Source organism: Streptomyces sp. YIM 130001 (assembly GCF_003574445.1).
In the GTDB taxonomy this organism is placed as follows: Bacteria; Actinomycetota; Actinomycetes; order Streptomycetales; family Streptomycetaceae; genus Streptomyces.
The window spans coordinates 54,637-73,430 of the sequence record NZ_KZ984562.1; the positions used below are offsets into that span (position 1 = coordinate 54,637).

Genomic DNA, 18,794 nt, shown 5'->3' on the forward strand with positions numbered 1-18,794 from the left:
ATCGGTACGCGGCACGACCACAGGGCTGTCCGTACGCACCCGGACCCACAGCCGCCGAGAACTACGGAGAACGGAGGGGGATGCCCGTGACCCGCGCCAGCGAGACCGCCCGCAGCGGTGACGAGGTGACCGTCAGCCGGGACCAACTGCCTGAGTGGCTGGCCCCCGTGGCCGCGGCGGCCGAGAGCGTCGCGCCGAGCGAGCTGAGCCGTTTCCTCCCGCCGGAGAGCGGCGCCGGCCGGCAGTCCGCCGTACTCGTCCTGTTCGGCGAGGGTGAGCAGGGGCCCGAGCTGCTGTTGATGGAGCGGGCGAGCTCGTTGCGCTCACACGCCGGGCAGCCTTCCTTCCCCGGCGGCGCACTCGATCCGGAGGACGGCGATCCGGCCACAACCGGGCCGCTGCGTGCCGCGCTCCGGGAGGCGGAGGAGGAGACCGGACTCGATCCCTCCGGGGTCCAGATCTTCGGCGTACTCCCGAAGCTCTACATCCCGGTGAGCGGTTTCGTGGTCACGCCCGTACTGGCTTGGTGGCGGCGGCCCAGCGCGATCAGGGTCGTCGATCCGGCCGAGACCGCACGGGTCTTCACGGTTCCCGTGTCCCATCTCACGGATCCCGAGCACCGTGTGACGTCGGTGCACCCGCGGGGACACCAAGGGGCGGCATTCCTGGTGGGACCCGCCCTGGTCTGGGGTTTTACGGCCGGCGTGATCGACCGGATTCTGCACTTCGCAGGCTGGGAGCGGCCGTGGGACCGCTCGAAGCAGGTCCCGCTCGACTGGCACGCATGACAGGGTGGGCACTCGCGCCATGCGCCGCGGGGGCCACGACCGTCTGGATCCGGCCACCGGACTGTGCGGACATGGCAGGGAAGAGGCGATTGGCCGGTAAGGGGCGATCCGTGATGCGAGGCGAGGTTTGACTCGGTGAACGTGCTGGACATCCTGCTCCTCCTCGCCGCCGTGTGGTTCGCGATCGTCGGATACCGCCAGGGCTTCGTGGTGGGCGTTCTCTCGGTGATCGGCTTCATCGGCGGTGGTCTCGTCGCCGTCTATCTGCTGCCGGTCATCTGGGACGCGATGACCGACGAGCAGAAGGTGAGCACGTCGGCGGCGATCGTCGCGGTGGTCGTGATCATCATCTGCGCCTCCATCGGCCAGGCCTTCACCACCCACCTGGGCAACAAACTCCGCCGGTACATCACGTGGTCGCCCGCCCGCGCCGTGGACGCCACCGGCGGCGCCCTGGTCAACGTGCTCGCGATGCTCCTCGTCGCCTGGCTGATCGGTTCGGCCCTGGCCGGCACCACCCTGCCGACGCTCGGCAAGGAGGTCCGTAGCTCCAAGGTGCTCACCGGCGTCTCGCAGGCGCTGCCGGAGCAGGCGGGCACCTGGTTCGCGGACTTCTCCTCGGTCCTCGCGCAGAACGGCTTCCCGCAGGTCTTCAGCCCGTTCGCCAACGAGCCGATCACCGAGGTCCAGCCGCCCGACCCGAAGCTGGCCGGCAGCCCGGTCGCCGCCCGCGCCAAGAAGTCCATCGTGAAGGTCGTCGGCACCGCGGAGAGCTGCAACAAGGTCCTCGAGGGCACCGGCTTCGTCTTCTCCGAGCGTCGTGTGATGACCAACGCCCACGTGGTCGGCGGCGTGGACGAGCCGACCGTCCAGATCGGCGGCGAGGGCAGGCAGTACGACGCCAAGGTGGTGCTCTACGACTGGGAGCGGGACATCGCCGTCCTGGACGTACCGGATCTGCGGGCGAAGCCGCTGCAGTTCACCGACCAGGACGCGAACGGCGGCAAGAGCGCCATCGTCGCGGGCTTCCCGGAGAACGGCGCGTACGACGTCCGCTCCGCCCGGGTCCGCGGCCGGATCAACGCGAACGGTCCGGACATCTACCACCGCGGCACCGTGCAGCGAGACGTCTACTCCCTCTACGCCACCGTGCGGCAGGGCAACTCCGGCGGCCCGCTGCTGACCCCGGACGGCAAGGTCTACGGCGTGGTGTTCGCCAAGTCGCTGGACGACCCGGACACCGGATACGCGCTGACGGCCGACGAGGTCCGCGAGGACGTCAAGCTCGGCCGGTCCGCCAAGCAGCAGGTGGACAGCGAGGGTTGCGCACTGTGACCCGGAGCGGAGCTGCCGGCCCGAAGCCGTAAGGCTCGGGCCTGCGGTCCGTGTGTGGTGCCCGGGCGCTCCGGCTGGAAGAGCCACGCTTCACAGCGCGGATGCCTCGCCACGCTTCACAGCGCGGATGCCTCAGCGCGGATGCCTCAGCGCGGATGCCTCAGCCGTGCCGACACCCACCGTGCCCGGCGCCGGAGAATGCGGGGAATGCCCACCGCAAATCCGGAGTCGTCGGCCCCTCGGCCCGGGGAACCACCGCCGGGATGTGCTTTCGAGGCGCCGGAGGAGCGGCGGCGATTGCGTACTACGTCACTGTAGTCGTGCGTCCAGCCCATACCGGGACGTGTGCCCGTGGCCCATGGTCGGTAACCGCGAGGGCGGTGCCTAATCGGCGTATGCGTGGGGCAATTGGCGTTCGTAGCACAGGAGTTCACCACCAGCGAACCCCGGCCTGGGGCCCTGCTACCGGTCGGGCTCGGGGTCCTTCAGCCAGTTGATGAGCTCGGTGGAGAAGGCGACCGGGTCCTCCTCGTGCGGGAAGTGCCCGAGCCCGTCGAACAGCCGCCAGCGGTACGGCGCTTCGACGTATTCGCCCGAGCCCGCCGCACTGCGTGTGCGCATCACCGGGTCGAGCGAGCCGTGCAGGTGCAGCGTCGGCACCCGGACCGGCATCTTCATCCGGCGGTTGAACTGGATGCCGTCCGGCCGCGCGAGTGAGCGCACCATCCAGCGGTACGGCTCGATCGCGCAGTGCGCCGTGGACGGTACGCACATGGCGCGCCGGTACACCTCCACCGTCTCGTCGTCCGGCAGCTGCGGCCCCGACCACTCGCGGATCAGACGCCCGGTCAGCGCGGCATCGTCCGCGGTGAGTCGGCGCTCGGGGATCCATGGGCGCTGGAAGCCCCAGATGTAGGAACCGGCAGCCGTCTGCTTGACGTCCGAGAGCATCGCCGAACGCCAGCGGCGCGGATGAGGCATCGAGGAGACCGCGAGCCGGCGCACCAGCTTGGGGCGCATCACGGCGGCCGTCCAGGCCAGATACCCGCCGAGGTCGTGCCCGACGATCGCGGCGTCCGGCTCGCCGAGGGACCGTACGACTCCGGTGATGTCGAGCGCCAGGTTCGCCGGGTCGTAGCCCCGGGGCGTGCGGTCGCTGCCGCCCACGCCCCGCAAGTCCATCGCCACCGCGCGGAATCCGGCGTCGGCGAGTGCGGTGAGCTGGTGCCGCCAGCTCCACCAGAACTGCGGGAAGCCGTGCAGCAGCAGGACGAGAGGGCCGTCCCCCGCCTCGGCCACATGAAAGCGCGCGCCGTTGGCGGCGACGTCCCGGTGCGTCCAGGGGCCGTCGATGCGTACGGCCGAGGCGGGCGCGGCAGGTGTGGCGGGTTCCGTCATGAGGACGAGCGTGTCACAGACGCCGCTTCGATCGGGGTCGTGGCCGGCAGCTCCCTGGTCCCGGCGGGGACGGCGCGCGGATGCGGCTTGACGTTCCCCAGTACGGCAGCCGATTCCTTGGCCGAAGCGGCGACCTTCTGCGGGCCCTTGCCCTTCTTGGCCTTCTTGGCGAAGACCAGGCCGATCAGCGCGAGCAGCCCTGCGAACAGGACGTTCGCCGCGAAGGAGAGCAGGAAGCAGACGGACAGGTGCCAGTCGCTCCAGGCGTGGATGCCGTACGCGAGGGCGAAACTCAGCATCGGCAGCGAGAAGATCAGCACGGCCACGGCTGCGGCGAACGCGCCACCGCCGATCCCGGCCCGCTTGGCGTCCTGCCGCAACTGCGCCTTGGCCAGCGCGATCTCGTCGTGCATGAGTGCGGACATCTCGGCGGTGGCCGAGGCGACCAGCTGTCCAAGGCTGCGGTCGGCGCCATCGGCTGCGCTCATCGCGGTCTCCCTCTTCTCTTCTGCTGCGGTGCCCCGGCCGGACGGCCGGGTGCCCGGGGGCCTACCCGGTCGTGCCGGGTCTACCCGAGAGTACGGGGCCGGTCCGCAGCGCGGGCCTGGAGTTGAATCATGCCGGACCGGAGTCGTCGGCGCCGCCCGCGGCAGCCGAATCGGCGAGCTTGCGGTGCTCGGCCGCCTTGCGCTCGTGGAGCGCGGCCATCCGCAGGTGGTACGCGGGGTCGCCCACCTCGTAGATGTCGGGGATGCCCGACTGGTCCTCGTCCCGCTCCTCGTCCTCGGTGAGCTTGCGGTACTTGGCGTTCCGGAACTTGAGCAGGATTCCGGAGAGCACCGCGGCGATGAGCGAACCGCAGAGCACCGCGGCCTTCACACCGTCGGTCAACTGCGCGTCGCCGTCGAACGCGAGTTCGCCGATCAGCAGCGAGACCGTGAAGCCGATGCCGGCCAGTGAGGCCACCGCGAACAGGTCGGGCCAGGCCAGATCGTCGCTCAGCTCCGCCCGGGTGAAGCGGGCGGCGAGCCAGGTGCCGCCGAAGATGCCGATCGTCTTGCCCACCACGAGGCCGAGCACGACACCGAGCGTCTCCGGCTGGGCGAAGACATCGCCGATCGCGCCGCCGGAGATGGCGACACCGGCGGAGAACAGGGCGAACAGCGGTACGGCGAGGCCCGCGGACAGCGGTCGCACCAGGTGCTCGATGTGCTCGCCGGGGGAGTGCGCCTCGCCGTCGCGGCGGGAGCAGCGCAGCATCAGGCCCATCGCGACACCGGCGATGGTGGCGTGCACGCCGCTGTTGTACATCAGTGCCCAGACGGCGAGGCCGAGCGGAACGTAGACGTACCAGCCGCGTACCCCCTTGCGCAGCAGCAGCCAGAACAGGGCGAGCCCGAACACCGCGCCGGCCAGCGGCAGGAAGCTGATCTGGCTGGTGAAGAAGACGGCGATGATCAGGATCGCGAAGAGGTCGTCGACCACGGCCAGGGTCAGCAGGAAGGCGCGCAGCGCGGACGGCAACGAGGTGCCGATCACGGCCAGCACGGCGAGCGCGAAGGCGATGTCGGTGGCGGTCGGCACGGCCCAGCCGCTCAGTGATCCGTCGCCGGTGACGTTGACCAGGACGTAGACGAGGGCGGGGGCGATCATTCCGCAGAGGGCGGCGACGACGGGGAGGATCGCGGCCTTGGGGTCGCGGAGCTCGCCGGCGACGAGTTCCCGCTTGAGTTCGATACCGGCGACGAAGAAGAAGACCGCGAGCAGGCCGTCGGCTGCCCAGTGCTGGATGCTCAGGTCGAGGCCGAGCGACTCGGGGCCGATGTGGAAGCCGCGAACCGATTCGTAGGCGTCGCTCAGCGGGGTGTTCGCCCAGATCAGGGCGGCGATCGCGGCGAGCAGGAGCAGGATGCCGCCGACGGTCTCGGTGCGCAGCGCCTCGGCGACGAAGTTCCGCTCGGGAAGGGACAGTTGTCCCATGACCTTGCGGTTGTTGCGGGGAGCGGGCGCGGCCACGGTGCGATACCTCCGAGAAGACGGGCACAACGAACTCGTTGCCGACCAGACTTCCCGGCGCACCTAGTTTTGCGTCTCATGTGATGGACGCGGTCGTCACCCTACCCGCCTGGCGCAAGGCCGTACACGCGGTGATCTTCGCACCGCGGGAGCACGGCCGCTTGTCGTGGAGGCCGGGTGCCTGCGGATGCGGAGACGGACAGGGCACCCGGCGGGAGGCCGGGTGCCCTGTCCGTATGCAGCGGTCCGCTCGTGGTGAGCGGCCTGGGAGCGTGTCCTGGGTGACTCAGTCCTCGGAGGACGCCGAGGGGAGCTGGGTCTGGATCAGGTTCATCACGGAGGAGTCGGCCAGGGTGGTGACGTCACCGACCTGGCGGTTCTCGGCGACGTCCCGCAGGAGGCGGCGCATGATCTTGCCGGAGCGGGTCTTCGGCAGCTCGGCCACCGGCAGGACGCGCTTGGGCTTGGCGATCGGGCCGAGGGTGGCCCCGACGTGGTTGCGCAGCTCCGCGATCAGTTCCTCGGACTGGTCCGCCGTGCCGCGCAGGATGACGAACGCGACGATCGCCTGTCCGGTGGTCTCGTCGTTGGCGCCGACGACCGCGGCCTCGGCGACGGACGGGTGCGAGACGAGTGCGGACTCGACCTCGGTCGTCGAGATGTTGTGCCCGGAGACGAGCATGACGTCGTCGACCCGGCCGAGCAGCCAGATGTCGCCGTCCTCGTCCTTCTTGGCGCCGTCACCGGCGAAGTACTTGTCCTCGAAGCGCGACCAGTAGGTGTCGATGAAGCGCTGGTCGTCGCCCCAGATGGTGCGCAGCATCGACGGCCACGGCTCGGTCAGGACGAGATAGCCGCCGCCACCGTCCGGCACTTCGTGCGCCTCGTCGTCCACGACGGTGGCCGCGATACCGGGCAGGGCACGCTGGGCGGAGCCCGGCTTGGTCTCGGTGACACCGGGCAGCGGCGAGATCATCATCGCGCCGGTCTCGGTCTGCCACCAGGTGTCGACGATCGGGCAGCGGTCGCCGCCGATGTGCTTGCGGTACCACATCCAGGCCTCGGGGTTGATCGGCTCACCGACCGAACCGAGGACCCTGAGGCTGGACAGGTCGAACTTCGCGGGGATGTCGTCCCCCCACTTCATGAACGTACGGATCGCGGTCGGCGCCGTGTAGAGGATCGAGACGCCGTACTTCTGCACGATCTCCCAGAAGCGGCCCTGGTGCGGGGAGTCCGGGGTGCCTTCGTACATGACCTGCGTCGCGCCGTTGGCCAGCGGGCCGTAGACGATGTACGAGTGGCCGGTGACCCAGCCGACGTCGGCGGTGCACCAGTAGACGTCGGTCTCCGGCTTGAGGTCGAAGACCGCGTGGTGGGTGTACGCGGCCTGCGTGAGGTATCCGCCCGAGGTGTGCAGGATGCCCTTCGGCTTACCCGTGGTGCCCGAGGTGTAGAGGATGAAGAGCGGCTGCTCGGCCTCGAAGGCCTCCGGCGTGTGCTCGGCGCTCTGCCGCTCGACGACCTCGTGCCACCACAGGTCGCGGTCCTCGTTCCACTCCACGTCCTGGCCGGTGCGGCGGACCACGAGGACGTGGTCGACGCTGTCCACGCGGGAGACGGCGTCGTCGACGGCCGGCTTCAGGGCGGACGGCTTGCCGCGGCGGTAACCGCCGTCGGAGGTGATGACGACCTTGGCGTCGGCGTCCTCGACGCGCTTGGCGATCGCGTCCGCGGAGAAGCCGCCGAAGACCACCGAGTGGGCGGCGCCGATGCGGGCGCAGGCCAGCATGGCGATGGCCGTCTCGGGGATCATCGGCATGTAGACGGCGACCCGGTCGCCCTTGCCGACGCCGAGTTCGGTCAGGGCGTTGGCCGCCTTGGAGACCTCGTCCTTGAGCTCGGCGTAGGTGATCGCGCGGCTGTCGCCGGGCTCTCCCTCGAAGTGGATGGCGACCCGGTCGCCGTTACCGGCTTCGACGTGGCGGTCGACGCAGTTGTACGCGACATTGAGCCGGCCGTCGGCGAACCACTTGGCGAACGGCGGGTTCGACCAGTCGAGGGTCTCGGTCGGTTCGGTCGCCCAGCTCAGCCGCCGGGCCTGCTCGGCCCAGAAGCCCAGCCGGTCAGCCTTGGCCTGCTCGTACGCCTCCGCCGTGACGTTGGCGTTCGCGGCCAGGTCGGCAGGCGGCGCAAAGCGTCGCTCCTCCTTCAAGAGGTTGGCCAGGCTTTCGTTGCTCACGACATCTCCCTTACGGTGCTTTGTCGGGGGGCGACCGTTGTGTCCCAGGCCACAGCTCATCAGACGCCCGCCCCTGGTGACAAGGGCCCTTGGACAACTGGTTTAGACCTGTGCGTGGCGTGTGGCCCCGGAAGCGGGGCCACACAGTCTCACGGAGCCCGGGCGCTCCCGGTTCAGACGCGCGCCGTCTGCAGTGCCGCGGGGGCGACCACGTCGAAGAGATCGTCGCCGCCGGTCAGCAGATACGCCTGGGCCTCGCCCACGTGGAAGTACATGCCGTGCAGCGCGAGGCTGCCGTCCGCGAGCCGCCGCTTGACCGACTCGTGGCCGCGCAGATGCTCCAATTGCTGGACGACATTGGTCAGGCACAGCTGCTCGATCGGGTCGCCGGGCGGCCGGCCCGCGACCCGCGCCCAGTTGTGCCCCTGCCGGGACATCCGCTCCACGCTGGGTGCACCGTGCCGCAGCCAGCGACGCAACGGAGTGGCGGGCAGCTCGTCGGGGCCGGACGGCACCGTCGGTCCGCTCGCCGCGTCGTCCGTCCCGTCAGCCGTGTCCTGGGCGCCTTGCAGCAGGGCCTGCATGCCGCCGCAGCCGGAGTGCCCGCACACCGTGATCGAGTCGACCTCGAGCACGTCCACCGCGTACTCGATGGCGGCCGCCACCGAATCGTCCCCGCTCTCCTCGCCGGGCGGCGGCACCAGATTGCCCACGTTCCGTACGACGAAGAGGTCGCCGGGGCCGCTGGACGTGATCATCGATGTGACGACCCGGGAGTCGGCGCAGGTCAGAAAGAGCTGCGAGGGGCGCTGGCCCTCCTCGGCGAGCCGGGCCAGTTCGTCGCGCACCAGCGGCGCGGTGTCCCGCTGGAACGCGCTGATCCCGCTGGCGAGTTGGTGTACCTGAGGCTCGCCGTGCTCGGCGGGACGCTCACAACGGTGGTTGCGCCAGGCGGTCCAGGGGCGGCAGCAGTGGTCGCCTCCTCCGGCGGGTTCGGCGATCCGTCCGCCGGAACGGCCGGTCAGCTCGACCGAGCCCCCGTGTGTGGTGTGCGCGTCCTGCCAGTCCTGCAGCGCCTCGTACGCGGCGTGGTCCATGAACGAACCGTCCAGCTCCACCACCGCACCGGCTGTGTGCGGTACGAGATGCAGTGTCCGGCTCAGCCGCGGCACGGCGAGGAACGTCAACTGGCCCCGCACCCGTACATGGTGGACCCCGTCCCGCTCCTCGTGGGTGATCCGCGTACGCGAAAGCCGGTGCAGCGCGACGGCAACCGCGACGGCGATACCGATCGCCACGCCTTCCAGGACCCCGAGCAGCACGACGCCGGCCGTGGTCACGCCGTACACCAGCACCTCGCGGTGACGGGTGACGTTACGGATATGGGTGAGCGAGACCATCTGTACGCCGACCGCCATCACGAGCGCGGCCAGGGCGGCGAGCGGGATCAGGTCGAGGACCGCGACCAGGAGCAGGGCGGCGATCACTACCCAGAAGCCGTGCAGGATGGCCGAGTTGCTGCTCACCGCGCCGGCCCGGACGTTCGCCGCGCTGCGTACGGCCACACCTGTGACGGGCAGGCCGCCGAGGGTGCCGGAGACGATATTGGCCGCGCCCTGACCGCGCAGCTCGCGGTCGAGGTCGGCGCGCGGCACGCGCGGTCCGGACTTGCGCCCCGCGGCCAGCTTGTCGACGGCGACGGCGGAGAGCAGCGATTCCACGCTGCCGACCAGGGTGATGGTGAGTACGGCGGCGATGAGCCCGAGCACCGGGCCGTCGGGCAGTCCGGCGAGCGCGTGGCTGCTCCAGGACGGCAGGTCGACCCGGTCCAGACGCAGTCCGCCGAGCGCGGCGACGAGGGTGGCGACGGTCACCGCGGCGAGCGCGGCGGGCACCGTGCGCACCAGTCGCCCGGCCCGGCCGGGAATCCTGGGCCAGCCGAGCAGGACGACCAGGGTGAGCACGCTGACCGAGACGGCCGCGGGGTGCAGGTCGGCCAGCTGGGAGGGCAACTGGCGGACGTTGTCCACGACCGAGCTGTGCGGGCTGCCGCCGAGGACGATGTGCAGCTGCGCGAAGGCGATCGTGATGCCGATTCCGGCCAGCATGCCGTGCACGATGGCCGGACTGACTGCGAGGGCCGAACGGGCCACTCTGAGGAAGGCCAGGCCGAGTTGGGCGAGTCCGGCGAGCACGGTGATGGCGCACGTGGTGCGCCAGCCGTACTGCTGGATCAGATCGGCGGTCACCACCGTCAGGCCTGCCGCCGGGCCGCTGACCTGGAGGGGTGCACCGCCGAGCGTGCCGGCGACGATTCCGCCGACGGCGGCGGCGACGAGTCCGGCCTGCAGCGGGGCGCCGGTGGCGAGAGCGATCCCGAGGGACAGCGGGAGGGCGATCAGGAAGACGGCGATCGATGCGGAGACGTCGGCTCCGGCGATACGCAGGCGTCGGGTCGGCGGCCCGTGCGGCCGCTGGTCTTTGGTGGGGCCGGAGTCGTCGGCACGGGTGGGGACAGAGGCGGACATGTTTTCCCGTCTCGTGAGGGATTTCGCGGTCGCTTGACAGCCCCGCTGGTGGGCGGGGTCGGGATGGGATGCGGCCGTGGGTCACGGCATACGCCGGCGGCATCGGCCGGTGGGGCGGGGTGGTGGCGCGGGGTGTGCGAAGGGGGCGGGGACGGCGTACCGAGAGCGCCGTGGAGTGCCAACTCTCGGTAAATGAACAGTAATGGAGAGTAAAGAATGGAGTCGGGCAAGCCGGGCAAATGGTTCATCCGTTCACTCAGGTGAGCGAATAGAGCAGCTTTACGGCTTGTCGCACCTTTCGCTCCGTAAGGCCATGCGATTTTGGCGGCGCCATCGGCAGGACCGCGCAGCAGGCCACCCGCGTAGTTCCGGCGTATCCACGTCACCCCTGCCGAAGAGACCCCGACCCGAAAGAAGAGGTGGGCGGATGAACGCCGCCACCAGGAGACTTGCCGCGGGTGTCGCCGTCGCGGCATGCGCCGTGGGACTTGTCAGCTGCTCGGGCGGAGAGTCCGGGCAGAAGAAGGAGGAGGGGGCGCACGGCCCCAAGAAGGCCGCAGCGGCCCCGAAGAGTCCCGTTCGGCTCATCGGTGACGGCTCGACCGCGTACACCGGGACCCAGCCGAAGCAGCCCAAGCCCGAGCGCCTGAAGCCCGGTCAGAAGCCTCCGCAGTTCGTGGTGTTCTCCTGGGACGGCGCCGGCGAGGACAGCCAGAAGCTCTTCTCGCACTTCCGTGAAGTGGGCAAGGCCAACAACGCCACCATGACGTACTTCCTCAGCGGTGTGTACATGCTGCCGGAGGGCAAGAAGGGCCAGTACAGCCCGCCGCAGCACGAGCAGGGCAGCTCCGACATCGGTTTCAATGACGCCGCGGGCATCAAGGACACCGTCGACCAACTGCGCGGCGCCTGGCTCGAGGGCAACGAGATCGGCACCCACTTCAACGGCCACTTCTGCGGCAAGGGCCGCGGGGTGGGCGAGTGGTCCGTCGAGGACTGGAAGAGCGAGATCACCCAGGCCAAGTCCTTCGTCAAGCAGTGGAAGACCAACACCGGCGACAAGAAGGCCGAGCCGCTGCCCTTCGACTACGACAAGGAACTCGTCGGCGCCCGCACACCCTGCCTCGAGGGCCAGCAGAACTTCATGAAGGCCGCCCGCGAACTCGGCTTCCGCTACGACACCAGCGGCGTCAACAACCAGGTCTGGCCCAAGAAGAAGGAGGGTCTGTGGGACCTGTCCATGCAGCTGGTCCCCGTGCCCGGCCGGGCCTTCGAGACGCTGACCATGGACTACAACTTCATGGTCAACCAGTCGGGCAGCACCACGAAGGGCGACCCCTCCAAGCACGAGTACTGGGGCGACCAGATGCGTGACGGCCTGCTCCAGGGCTTCGAGCGCGCCTATCAGGGCAACCGCGCCCCGCTGGTCATCGGCAACCACTTCGAGTCGTGGAACGGCGGCACCTACATGAGTGCCATCGAGGAGACGATCGAGGGCGTCTGCACCAAGAAGGAGGTGCGCTGCGTCTCCTTCCGCCAGCTCGCCGACTGGCTCGACGCCCAGGACCCGAAGGTGCTGCAGAAGATGCGCAAGCTCGGTGTCGGTCAGGCGCCGAAGGAGGGCTGGCCGGCATACCTCTCCGGAAAGCCCGCTCCGGCGCCCAAGGGCGTACCGGGTGCTCCGGCCGTCAAGCCGGGAGAGGAGCACAAGGAGCGGAGCTGACGCCCGCGTCCTGAGCCCCACTTACTGCGAGGTCTCCTTCGAGGCCTCCGCCGATTCCGTCGGCAAGACCCTCACCGAGTACGAAGGCGGGGTCGATCTGGTCCGCCAGGTCGGCACCCGTCTTCGCGTTTCCCCAACTCGCCGCGTTCTTACGGTGGAAGTGCACCATCTGCCGGGTGTAGCGCGCCCAGTCCCGGTGCTCGTACGAGGCGTCCGCGGCGTCCGTCATGGTCCGCAGGGCGGTGGCGTTCGCCTCTTCGAGCTGCTCGAAGGGATGCGGACGGCCCTTCTCCATCGCGCGTACCCAGTCGGAGTGGGCGAAGGTGACGAGCAGGTCGTCGCCTACCTCCTCACGCAGGAAGGCCAGGTCGTCCTCGCCCTGCACCTTGTTCCCCACCACCGCGAGTGCGATGCCGAAGTCCTGGGCGTAGCTCTTGTACTGCCGGTAGACGGAGACGCCCTTGCGGGTGGGCTCGGCGACCAGGAACGTCAGGTCGAAGCGGGTGAACATGCCGGAGGCGAAGGAGTCGGAACCGGCCGTCATGTCGACGACCACGTACTCGTCGCGGGCGTCGACGAGGTGATTCAGGCAGAGCTCCACCGCTCCGACCTTGGAGTGGTAGCAGGCGACGCCCAGATCGGACTCGGTGAAGGGGCCGGTGACCATCAAACGGGCGGCGCCGCCGTCGAGTTCCACGTTCCGGGCGCAGGCCGCGTACACCGGATTGTCCTCACGCACCCGCAGCAGCCGCGAACCCTCGCCGGGCGGGGTCGTCTTGATCATGGTCTCCGCGGAGGGGATCCGGGGGTTGGTGCCGCGCAGGTAGTCCTTGATGAGGGGCAGTTGCGCGCCCATCGGGGGCAGTGCGGCGGCCTCCTCGTCGGTCAGACCGAGGGCGGCTGCGAGGTGCTGGTTGATGTCCGCGTCCACTGCGATGACCGGGGTTCCGGAGGCGGTGACGTGACGGACGAAGAGCGAGGACAGCGTCGTCTTGCCGCTGCCGCCCTTCCCGACGAAAGCAATTTTCATGTTCACCAAGAGTAGTGGTGTCATCTCGGTGAGTGGTCGACCAGCGTGAAGAAGACCACTCCTTCGTGGGGTGCGGCCCTCGGGTGCGTAGTGTCGTACTTATGAGTACGACAGCCGATCCGCTCTCCGTTCTCGGCTCGCTCCCGGGTGTGGCCGACAGCGTGGAGTCGGTGCGCAAGTCCGTGGACCAGGTCTACGGCCACCGGGTCATGCGCCGCCGCAGCAACGAGATCACCTCGGAGGCCGCGCTGCGCGGAGCCCGCGGCTCCGCCGCACTCGCCGGCGCCGACTGGGCCCTCGAAGAGGTGCGCAGGCGCAGCGACTTCGGCAGCGAGGACGAGGCGCGTGGGGTCGGCGCGGCGCTGCGGTTGACCGCGGAGGCGGGGCAACTGCTGTCCATCTGGCGGCAGTCGCCGTTGCGCGTACTGGCCCGGCTCCACCTGGTGGCCGCAGGGGTGCAGGACGAGACGGTGGGCCGGCCCCGGCAGGCCGGTGAGCCGGTCGAGGAGCCGCTGATCGAGCTCGCACTGCCTGATGCGGACGAGGTCGCCGGCCGTCTCGACGGCCTGTCCCGGCTGATCATCGACGGCAGCTCCGCCCCTGCGCTGGTCACCGCGGCGGTGGTGCACGGAGAGCTGCTCGCACTGCGCCCGTTCGGCTCGTACAACGGACTCGTGGCGCGGGCGGCGGAGCGCATCGTGTTGATCGGTAGCGGTCTCGATCCGAAGTCGGTGTGCCCGGCCGAGGTGGGCCATGCGGAGCTGGGGCGGGCCGCGTACTGCGGGGCGCTCGACGCTTATGCCTCCGGTAAGCCGGACGGTATGGCGGCCTGGATCACCCACTGCGGCAAGGCCGTTGAACTCGGGGCGCGGGAATCGACGGCTGTCTGTGAGGCGCTGCAGCGCGGAGCTGCCTGAGGTGCCTGCTGGTGGCGGGGCGCGAAGTTCCCGGAAAAGTCCCTGAACAGGGTTGCGGCGGTACCGGTCCCGGTACCGCCGCTGGCATGTCCGCCCAGTTACCAAGCGTCCTCGTGTATTTGCCCATCAGGTCGGGGTCTTTGCCCGTTGCCTGGTGCGGCTGGCCCGTATTCGACGGGTCGACGTCGCGTGGGTGCTGTACGACCATGCGCGGTCCGTGGGGCCGAATTGCGTTGGAAGGTAATCCTCTCGGATGTCCTTGGTCTCGCGGGCCGTTGAATCCTTTGTACTCCTGTCACCGGGGATGCGAAAGCCCTGGCCGCGGTTCTTTACTTTTAGCTTCAAATACGTGCAAAACGGGCGCAGAATGCAGAGGTCAGATCGGGACGTGGTGACGGGCGGGGTCCCGCGCGTCAGGAAGCCGCGATGCGGCGTCTGCTCGCGTACCAGACGAGCCCGGCGGTGGCCGCCGCGGCGCCGACGGCGGCCACGGCCACCAGGGCGGGCCGCGGTGGGACCGACAGGGACGGGACGCGCTGCTTGAGTGGGACCGGGCGGTGGAAGTCGAGAATCGGCCAGTCACGGGCGACCGCCTCGCGGCGCAGGCCCCGGCTGGGGTTCACCGCGTGCGGGTGGCCGACGGCCTCCAGCATCGGCACGTCCGTCGCGGAATCGCTGTACGCGTAGCAGCGCTCCAGGTCGTAGCCCTCGGTCCGGGCCAGCTCGCGGACCGCCTCCGCCTTCGTCGGGCCGTACGCGTAGTACTCCACCTCGCCGGTGAAGCAGCCGTCGTCGCCGACCACCATGCGGGTGGCCACCACGCGGTCCGCGCCGAGCAGTTCGCCGATCGGCTCCACCACCTCGGCGCCGGAGGTCGAGACGATCACCACGTCCCGTCCGGCGGTGTGATGCTCCTCGATGAGGGACGCGGCCTCGTCGTAGATGATCGGGTCGATCAGGTCGTGCAGAGTCTCCGCGACGATCTCCTTGACCTGCTGCACATTCCAGCCACGGCAGAGCGCGGAGAGATATTCGCGCATCCGCTCCATCTGATCGTGGTCCGCACCGCCCGCGAGAAACACAAACTGGGCGTAGGCAGTACGCAGTACTGCCCTGCGGTTGATCAGTCCACCCTGGTAGAAGGACTTGCTGAAGGTGAGCGTGCTCGACTTCGCAATGACCGTCTTGTCCAGGTCAAAGAAGGCTGCTGTCCGGGGTGACGAGTGGTTTTCCACGGGGTCGAGCATAGGCGCCCACCATTCGGCGTAAGGTGTGGCGCGTGGGTTTGCCTGAGAAGGCTCTCGGGTACACCATGGAAGTCACGGATCGTTCGCGACCGTGCTAACCCGGTCCGACTCCTCCCCCCCCGAGTCGGCCGTGGGGACGACCCCCGCTCTCCCCCCCGGCGGGGGTCGTCGCATGTCCGGGCCCGTTTTGGCCCTCTTTTTTTGATCAAATTCGCCTCCTGGTCGCTTCGTCGGGCGTGCGCCTCGACCAGCCGATCCGGTCACTGTGCGTGATGGTTGGGCTGCTGTGAGGGAGATCCGTAGACCTCACTGCTTTGAGTGAGCGAGTTATTCACAACCCGCGAGTTGTCCACAGTTTTGGACCAAGATCCACACGATTTCCGAAGCTCGCTCATGGTGAATCCCGCTCGCGAAGTTCGGCGTTGTGTTCACGGCCCACTTCGCGACTGCGGATTCACCACGTTCACAGCGAGAGGGGGCGGAGATCGTGACCGCATCGATCACGAACGACCGGCCGTCGGCCGGTGAAGGGCAGCTCGACGGACCGCTGATCGTCACGGAGGACGCAGCACTGCTCGACGACTTGTTGCGGCTGTGCGCCGCGGCGGGGGCGCGGCCGGAAGTACACCCTGCCCTGCCGGAGCGCGGGGGCGGCTGGGAGACGGCACCGCTGGTCCTGGTGGGGGACGACGCGGCCCGGCGCCTGCGCGGCGCCACTCGCAGACGCGGCGTCTGCCTGGTGGGCAGGGACCAGGACGATCCGGACGTGTGGCAGCGGGCGGTCGAGATCGGTGCGGACCACGTGCTGCGGTTGCCGGACGGCGAGCAATGGCTGGTGGACCGGATCGCGGATGTGGTCGAAGGCGTCGGTGGGCAGGCCCTGACGGTCGGCGTACTCGGCGGGTGCGGGGGTGCCGGCGCCTCCACGCTGGCGTGCGCCCTCGCGGTGACGGCCGCCAAGGCCGGGCGGCGGACCATGCTGGTGGACGCCGATCCGCTCGGGGGCGGTCTCGATGTGCTGCTCGGCGGCGAGACGGTCAAGGGGCTGCGCTGGCCCGCGTTCGCGGAATCGCGTGGCCGGCTCGGCAGCGGGGCCCTCGAGGGCGCGCTCCCCGAGCTGCACGCGCTACGCGTGCTGAGCTGGGACCGGGGTGATTCGGTGGCGGTGCCGGCGGAGGCGATGCGGGCCGTGCTCTCCGCGGCGCGACGGCGAGGGGGTGTGGTCGTCGTGGATCTGCCCCGCAGGATCGACGCCGCGGTCGCCGAGGCCCTGACCCAACTCGACCTCGGGCTGCTCGTGGTACCGGCGGCGTTGCGGCCCGTGGCGGCTTCCGGGCGGGTGGCCGCGGCGGCGCGGATGGTGCTCGGGGATCTGCGTGCGGTGGTCAGAGGGCCGTTCACGGTCGGCATCGGGGCCGAGGAGATCGCCAGGTTGCTCGGTGTGCCACTCGCCGGTGAGCTGCCGGAGGAGCCCGGGCTGGCACGGGACGACGCGCCTCCGGGCGCGCGGGCACGTGGACCGCTCGCCCGGTTCTGCGAGGCCTTCTGGGAGCGGGTGCCGGCGGGCGGTACGGCATGACCCGCACACTGCTCGACGGCGTGCGCCACTGGCTCGCCGAGCACGGGGCCGAGCCCACCCCGGCGCGGGTCGCCGAGGCCCTGCGGGAGCAGGGGAGGGTGCTTGGTGACTGCGAACTCCTCGATGTAGTAGGTGAGTTGCGCTCCGAGCTGGTCGGGTCGGGGCCTCTGCAGGCCCTGCTCGCGGACCCCGAGGTCACCGACGTCCTGGTGTCCGCGCCGGACCAGGTATGGGTCGACCGCGGGCACGGGCTCGAACTGGCCCCGGTCACCTTCTCCGACGCGGCCGCCGTACGGCGACTCGCGCAGCGTCTCGCTACGGTGGCCGGGCGCCGCCTCGACGACGCGCGGCCCTGGGTGGACGCCCGGCTCCCGGACGGCACCCGCCTGCATGCCGTTCTTCCGCCGGTCGCGGTCGGTTCGACGTGTCTGTCGCTGCGCGTGGTGCGGCCGAAGGCCTTCTCGCTGGCCGAGTTGGTGGCCGCCGGCACTGTGCCGCCGGGTGGGGACGCCGTACTGCGGGCGCTCGTGGCGGCCAGGCTCTCGTACGTCATCAGTGGGGGCACGGGGTCGGGGAAGACCACCCTGCTGTCCGCGTTGCTCGGGCTCGTCGGGGACCGTGAACGGATCGTGCTCGCCGAGGACTCGGCGGAACTGCGGCCCGACCATCCGCATGTGGTGCGCCTGGAGGCCCGTCCTGCGAACCAGGAGGGCGTCGGTCTGGTCACGCTGCAGGATCTCGTACGACAGGCGCTGCGGATGAGGCCGGACCGGCTGGTCGTCGGGGAGGTGCGGGGCGCCGAGGTCGTACATCTGCTGGCGGCTCTCAACACGGGGCACGACGGATCGGGGACCGTTCACGCGAACGCTGCGGCGGATGTGCCGACGAGGCTGGAGGCGCTGGCCACCGCGGCCGGGCTCGATCGTGCCGCTCTGCACAGTCAGTTGGCGGCCGCGGTGTCCGTCGTCCTGCATCTCGATCGTGACCGGGGTGGCCGGCGGCGTATCGCTGAGGTGCGGGTGCTCGAGCGGGGTGGCGACGGGCTGGTGCGGGCCGTGCCTGCTCTGCGGTGGGGGCCGGCTGCGTTCGAGCGTGCGGAGGGGTGGGAGCGGCTGCGGGGGCTTCTCGGAGGATCGGGGGGTGAGTTGTGAGGCTTCGGGGGCGGGGTCAGCGGCGGGTGCGGGCGTTGTTCGCGGTTGGCGCGGGGAGTGGTGGGGCTGGCGCCGGACGGGTGTCGGGGTGGGTCGTGAGAGGGCGTGCGGTGGGGTGCCGGCCCGAAGTCTGGTGTCTGGCCGGTGGGTTGGTGCTTGCGGTCCTCGGCGGCTCGGTGCTGCCGCTCGTGCTCGGGGGCGTGGCGGCACCGGTCTTGGCGAGGGCCTGGCGGGTGCGTGCGCTGGGGCGGGTGGCGCAGGAGCGGGGGGATGCCGTCATCGCGTTGTGCGGTGCGGTGATTGCCGAGGTGCGGGCGGGGTGCCAGCCGGCCGAGGCGCTGCTGACTGCGGCGCGGGAGACCGGTGGGGTGGGAGGTGGGGAGGGTTCGGTGCTGGCGGCGGCGCGGTTCGGCGGCGATGTGCCGGCAGCGTTGCGGGATGCGGCGAAGGAGCCGGGAGCTCAGGGGTTGCTCGGGCTTGCGGCGTGCTGGTCGGTGGCGGTGGAGCGAGGGGCCGGGCTGGATCGGGGGCTCGCCCGGCTCGAAGGGGCTCTGCGTGCTGATCGGGACCAACAAGCCGATTTGCACGCTCAGTTGGCGGGTGCGCGGGCGACTGCTGTGCTGTTGGCCGGGTTGCCTGTGGTCGGTCTGCTGATGGGCGCCGCGCTCGGGGCGAGCCCGTTGCGTGTCCTGCTGCATACGGGGGTGGGGCTCGGGTGTCTCGCCGTGGGGGTGGTGCTGGAAGGGGTCGGGCTGTGGTGGGCCGCGTGGATCGTGCGCCGGGCAGAGGCGTGAGGAGCGAGCGGCGAACGGTGAGGGGTGAACGGTGAGGGATGGGACG

General features: G+C 70.2%; 15 protein-coding genes. 7 read left to right on the top strand and 8 right to left on the bottom strand.

Annotated elements, in window-relative coordinates:
- Positions 1–80 precede the first annotated feature (80 nt).
- Both DSC45_RS24865 and DSC45_RS24870 read left to right on the top strand, forming a co-directional pair.
- Positions 81–788 carry an NUDIX hydrolase gene (locus DSC45_RS24865; protein WP_205571421.1) on the top strand — a complete coding sequence of 236 codons (708 nt, stop codon included), beginning with the start codon at positions 81–83 and terminating at the stop codon, positions 786–788.
- Between the two features lie 135 nt (positions 789–923).
- The gene (locus DSC45_RS24870; RefSeq protein WP_119294166.1) at positions 924–2,123 is read left to right on the top strand and encodes a MarP family serine protease; all 1,200 of its coding nucleotides are present in this window, start codon (positions 924–926) and stop codon (positions 2,121–2,123) included.
- Positions 2,124–2,269: 146 nt separating this feature from the next.
- Here the strand turns inward: DSC45_RS24870 and DSC45_RS36575 are convergent, their stop codons facing one another.
- The 6 genes from DSC45_RS36575 to DSC45_RS24900 form a co-directional block, all read right to left on the bottom strand.
- Positions 2,270–2,458 (bottom strand): hypothetical protein, encoded by a 189-nt coding sequence (locus tag DSC45_RS36575; RefSeq protein ID WP_119294167.1) that lies wholly within the window; start codon positions 2,456–2,458, stop codon positions 2,270–2,272.
- A 127-nt stretch (positions 2,459–2,585) separates the two neighbouring features.
- Entirely contained in the window at positions 2,586–3,521 is a 936-nt protein-coding gene (locus DSC45_RS24880; RefSeq protein WP_119294168.1) for an alpha/beta fold hydrolase, read from the bottom strand.
- Complete coding sequence (locus DSC45_RS24885; protein ID WP_119294169.1) at positions 3,518–4,009, bottom strand: phage holin family protein; 492 nt, start codon at positions 4,007–4,009, stop codon at positions 3,518–3,520. Before DSC45_RS24885 ends, DSC45_RS24880 begins: the two co-directional genes overlap by 4 nt.
- A 127-nt stretch (positions 4,010–4,136) precedes the next feature.
- On the bottom strand, positions 4,137–5,537 hold the full coding sequence (gene nhaA, locus DSC45_RS24890; protein ID WP_119294170.1) for a Na+/H+ antiporter NhaA: 1,401 nt from the start codon (positions 5,535–5,537) through the stop codon (positions 4,137–4,139).
- A gap of 286 nt (positions 5,538–5,823) precedes the next feature.
- Positions 5,824–7,839 (bottom strand): acetate--CoA ligase, encoded by a 2,016-nt coding sequence (gene acs, locus DSC45_RS24895; RefSeq protein WP_119294171.1) that lies wholly within the window; start codon positions 7,837–7,839, stop codon positions 5,824–5,826.
- A 113-nt stretch (positions 7,840–7,952) separates the two neighbouring features.
- Positions 7,953–10,307, bottom strand: a complete 2,355-nt coding sequence (locus tag DSC45_RS24900) for a bifunctional SulP family inorganic anion transporter/carbonic anhydrase (RefSeq protein WP_119294172.1) — start codon at positions 10,305–10,307, stop codon at positions 7,953–7,955.
- A gap of 427 nt (positions 10,308–10,734) precedes the next feature.
- Between DSC45_RS24900 and DSC45_RS24905 the strand changes: the two genes are divergently transcribed.
- Positions 10,735–12,030 carry a polysaccharide deacetylase family protein gene (locus DSC45_RS24905; protein WP_119294173.1) on the top strand — a complete coding sequence of 432 codons (1,296 nt, stop codon included), beginning with the start codon at positions 10,735–10,737 and terminating at the stop codon, positions 12,028–12,030.
- Here DSC45_RS24905 and DSC45_RS24910 read toward each other — a convergent pair.
- The gene (locus DSC45_RS24910; RefSeq protein WP_240434830.1) at positions 11,996–13,060 is read right to left on the bottom strand and encodes an ATP-binding protein; all 1,065 of its coding nucleotides are present in this window, start codon (positions 13,058–13,060) and stop codon (positions 11,996–11,998) included. The genes DSC45_RS24905 and DSC45_RS24910 overlap by 35 nt on opposite strands.
- A 101-nt stretch (positions 13,061–13,161) precedes the next feature.
- Between DSC45_RS24910 and DSC45_RS24915 the strand changes: the two genes are divergently transcribed.
- Positions 13,162–13,977: a Fic family protein gene (locus DSC45_RS24915; protein WP_119294174.1), complete on the top strand. Its 816-nt coding sequence runs from the start codon at positions 13,162–13,164 to the stop codon at positions 13,975–13,977.
- A gap of 413 nt (positions 13,978–14,390) precedes the next feature.
- On the opposite strand, the gene DSC45_RS24920 is transcribed toward DSC45_RS24915, so the two are convergent.
- Positions 14,391–15,224 (bottom strand): HAD family hydrolase, encoded by an 834-nt coding sequence (locus tag DSC45_RS24920; RefSeq protein ID WP_119294175.1) that lies wholly within the window; start codon positions 15,222–15,224, stop codon positions 14,391–14,393.
- A 487-nt stretch (positions 15,225–15,711) separates the two neighbouring features.
- Here DSC45_RS24920 and ssd point away from each other — a divergent pair, with 487 nt between their 5' ends.
- Genes ssd through DSC45_RS24935 form a run of 3 tightly spaced genes read left to right on the top strand, consistent with a single transcriptional unit; the run spans position 15,712 to position 18,748 of the window.
- Positions 15,712–16,803: a septum site-determining protein Ssd gene (gene ssd, locus DSC45_RS24925; protein ID WP_119294176.1), complete on the top strand. Its 1,092-nt coding sequence runs from the start codon at positions 15,712–15,714 to the stop codon at positions 16,801–16,803.
- Positions 16,800–17,954, top strand: coding sequence for a TadA family conjugal transfer-associated ATPase (locus DSC45_RS24930; protein WP_119294177.1), 1,155 nt, complete (start codon positions 16,800–16,802; stop codon positions 17,952–17,954). The genes ssd and DSC45_RS24930 overlap by 4 nt, the downstream gene beginning before the upstream one ends.
- A complete protein-coding gene (locus DSC45_RS24935) occupies positions 17,951–18,748 on the top strand; it encodes a type II secretion system F family protein (RefSeq protein WP_119294178.1) in 798 nt (265 codons plus the stop codon). The genes DSC45_RS24930 and DSC45_RS24935 overlap by 4 nt, the downstream gene beginning before the upstream one ends.
- Positions 18,749–18,794 lie beyond the last annotated feature (46 nt).

Bases quoted from the DNA above. Each gene is read 5' to 3' on its own strand.
- DSC45_RS24865 (WP_205571421.1), top strand. From the start codon at position 81: ATGCCCGTGACCCGCGCCAGCGAGACCGCCCGCAGCGGTGACGAGGTG.
- DSC45_RS36575 (WP_119294167.1), bottom strand. From the start codon at position 2,458: ATGGGCTGGACGCACGACTACAGTGACGTAGTACGCAATCGCCGCCGC.
- DSC45_RS24880 (WP_119294168.1), bottom strand. From the start codon at position 3,521: ATGACGGAACCCGCCACACCTGCCGCGCCCGCCTCGGCCGTACGCATC.
- DSC45_RS24885 (WP_119294169.1), bottom strand. From the start codon at position 4,009: ATGAGCGCAGCCGATGGCGCCGACCGCAGCCTTGGACAGCTGGTCGCC.
- acs (WP_119294171.1), bottom strand. From the start codon at position 7,839: ATGAGCTGTGGCCTGGGACACAACGGTCGCCCCCCGACAAAGCACCGT.
- DSC45_RS24900 (WP_119294172.1), bottom strand. From the start codon at position 10,307: ATGTCCGCCTCTGTCCCCACCCGTGCCGACGACTCCGGCCCCACCAAA.
- DSC45_RS24905 (WP_119294173.1), top strand. From the start codon at position 10,735: ATGAACGCCGCCACCAGGAGACTTGCCGCGGGTGTCGCCGTCGCGGCA.
- DSC45_RS24910 (WP_240434830.1), bottom strand. From the start codon at position 13,060: ATGAAAATTGCTTTCGTCGGGAAGGGCGGCAGCGGCAAGACGACGCTG.
- DSC45_RS24915 (WP_119294174.1), top strand. From the start codon at position 13,162: ATGAGTACGACAGCCGATCCGCTCTCCGTTCTCGGCTCGCTCCCGGGT.
- DSC45_RS24920 (WP_119294175.1), bottom strand. From the start codon at position 15,224: ATGCTCGACCCCGTGGAAAACCACTCGTCACCCCGGACAGCAGCCTTC.
- DSC45_RS24930 (WP_119294177.1), top strand. From the start codon at position 16,800: ATGACCCGCACACTGCTCGACGGCGTGCGCCACTGGCTCGCCGAGCAC.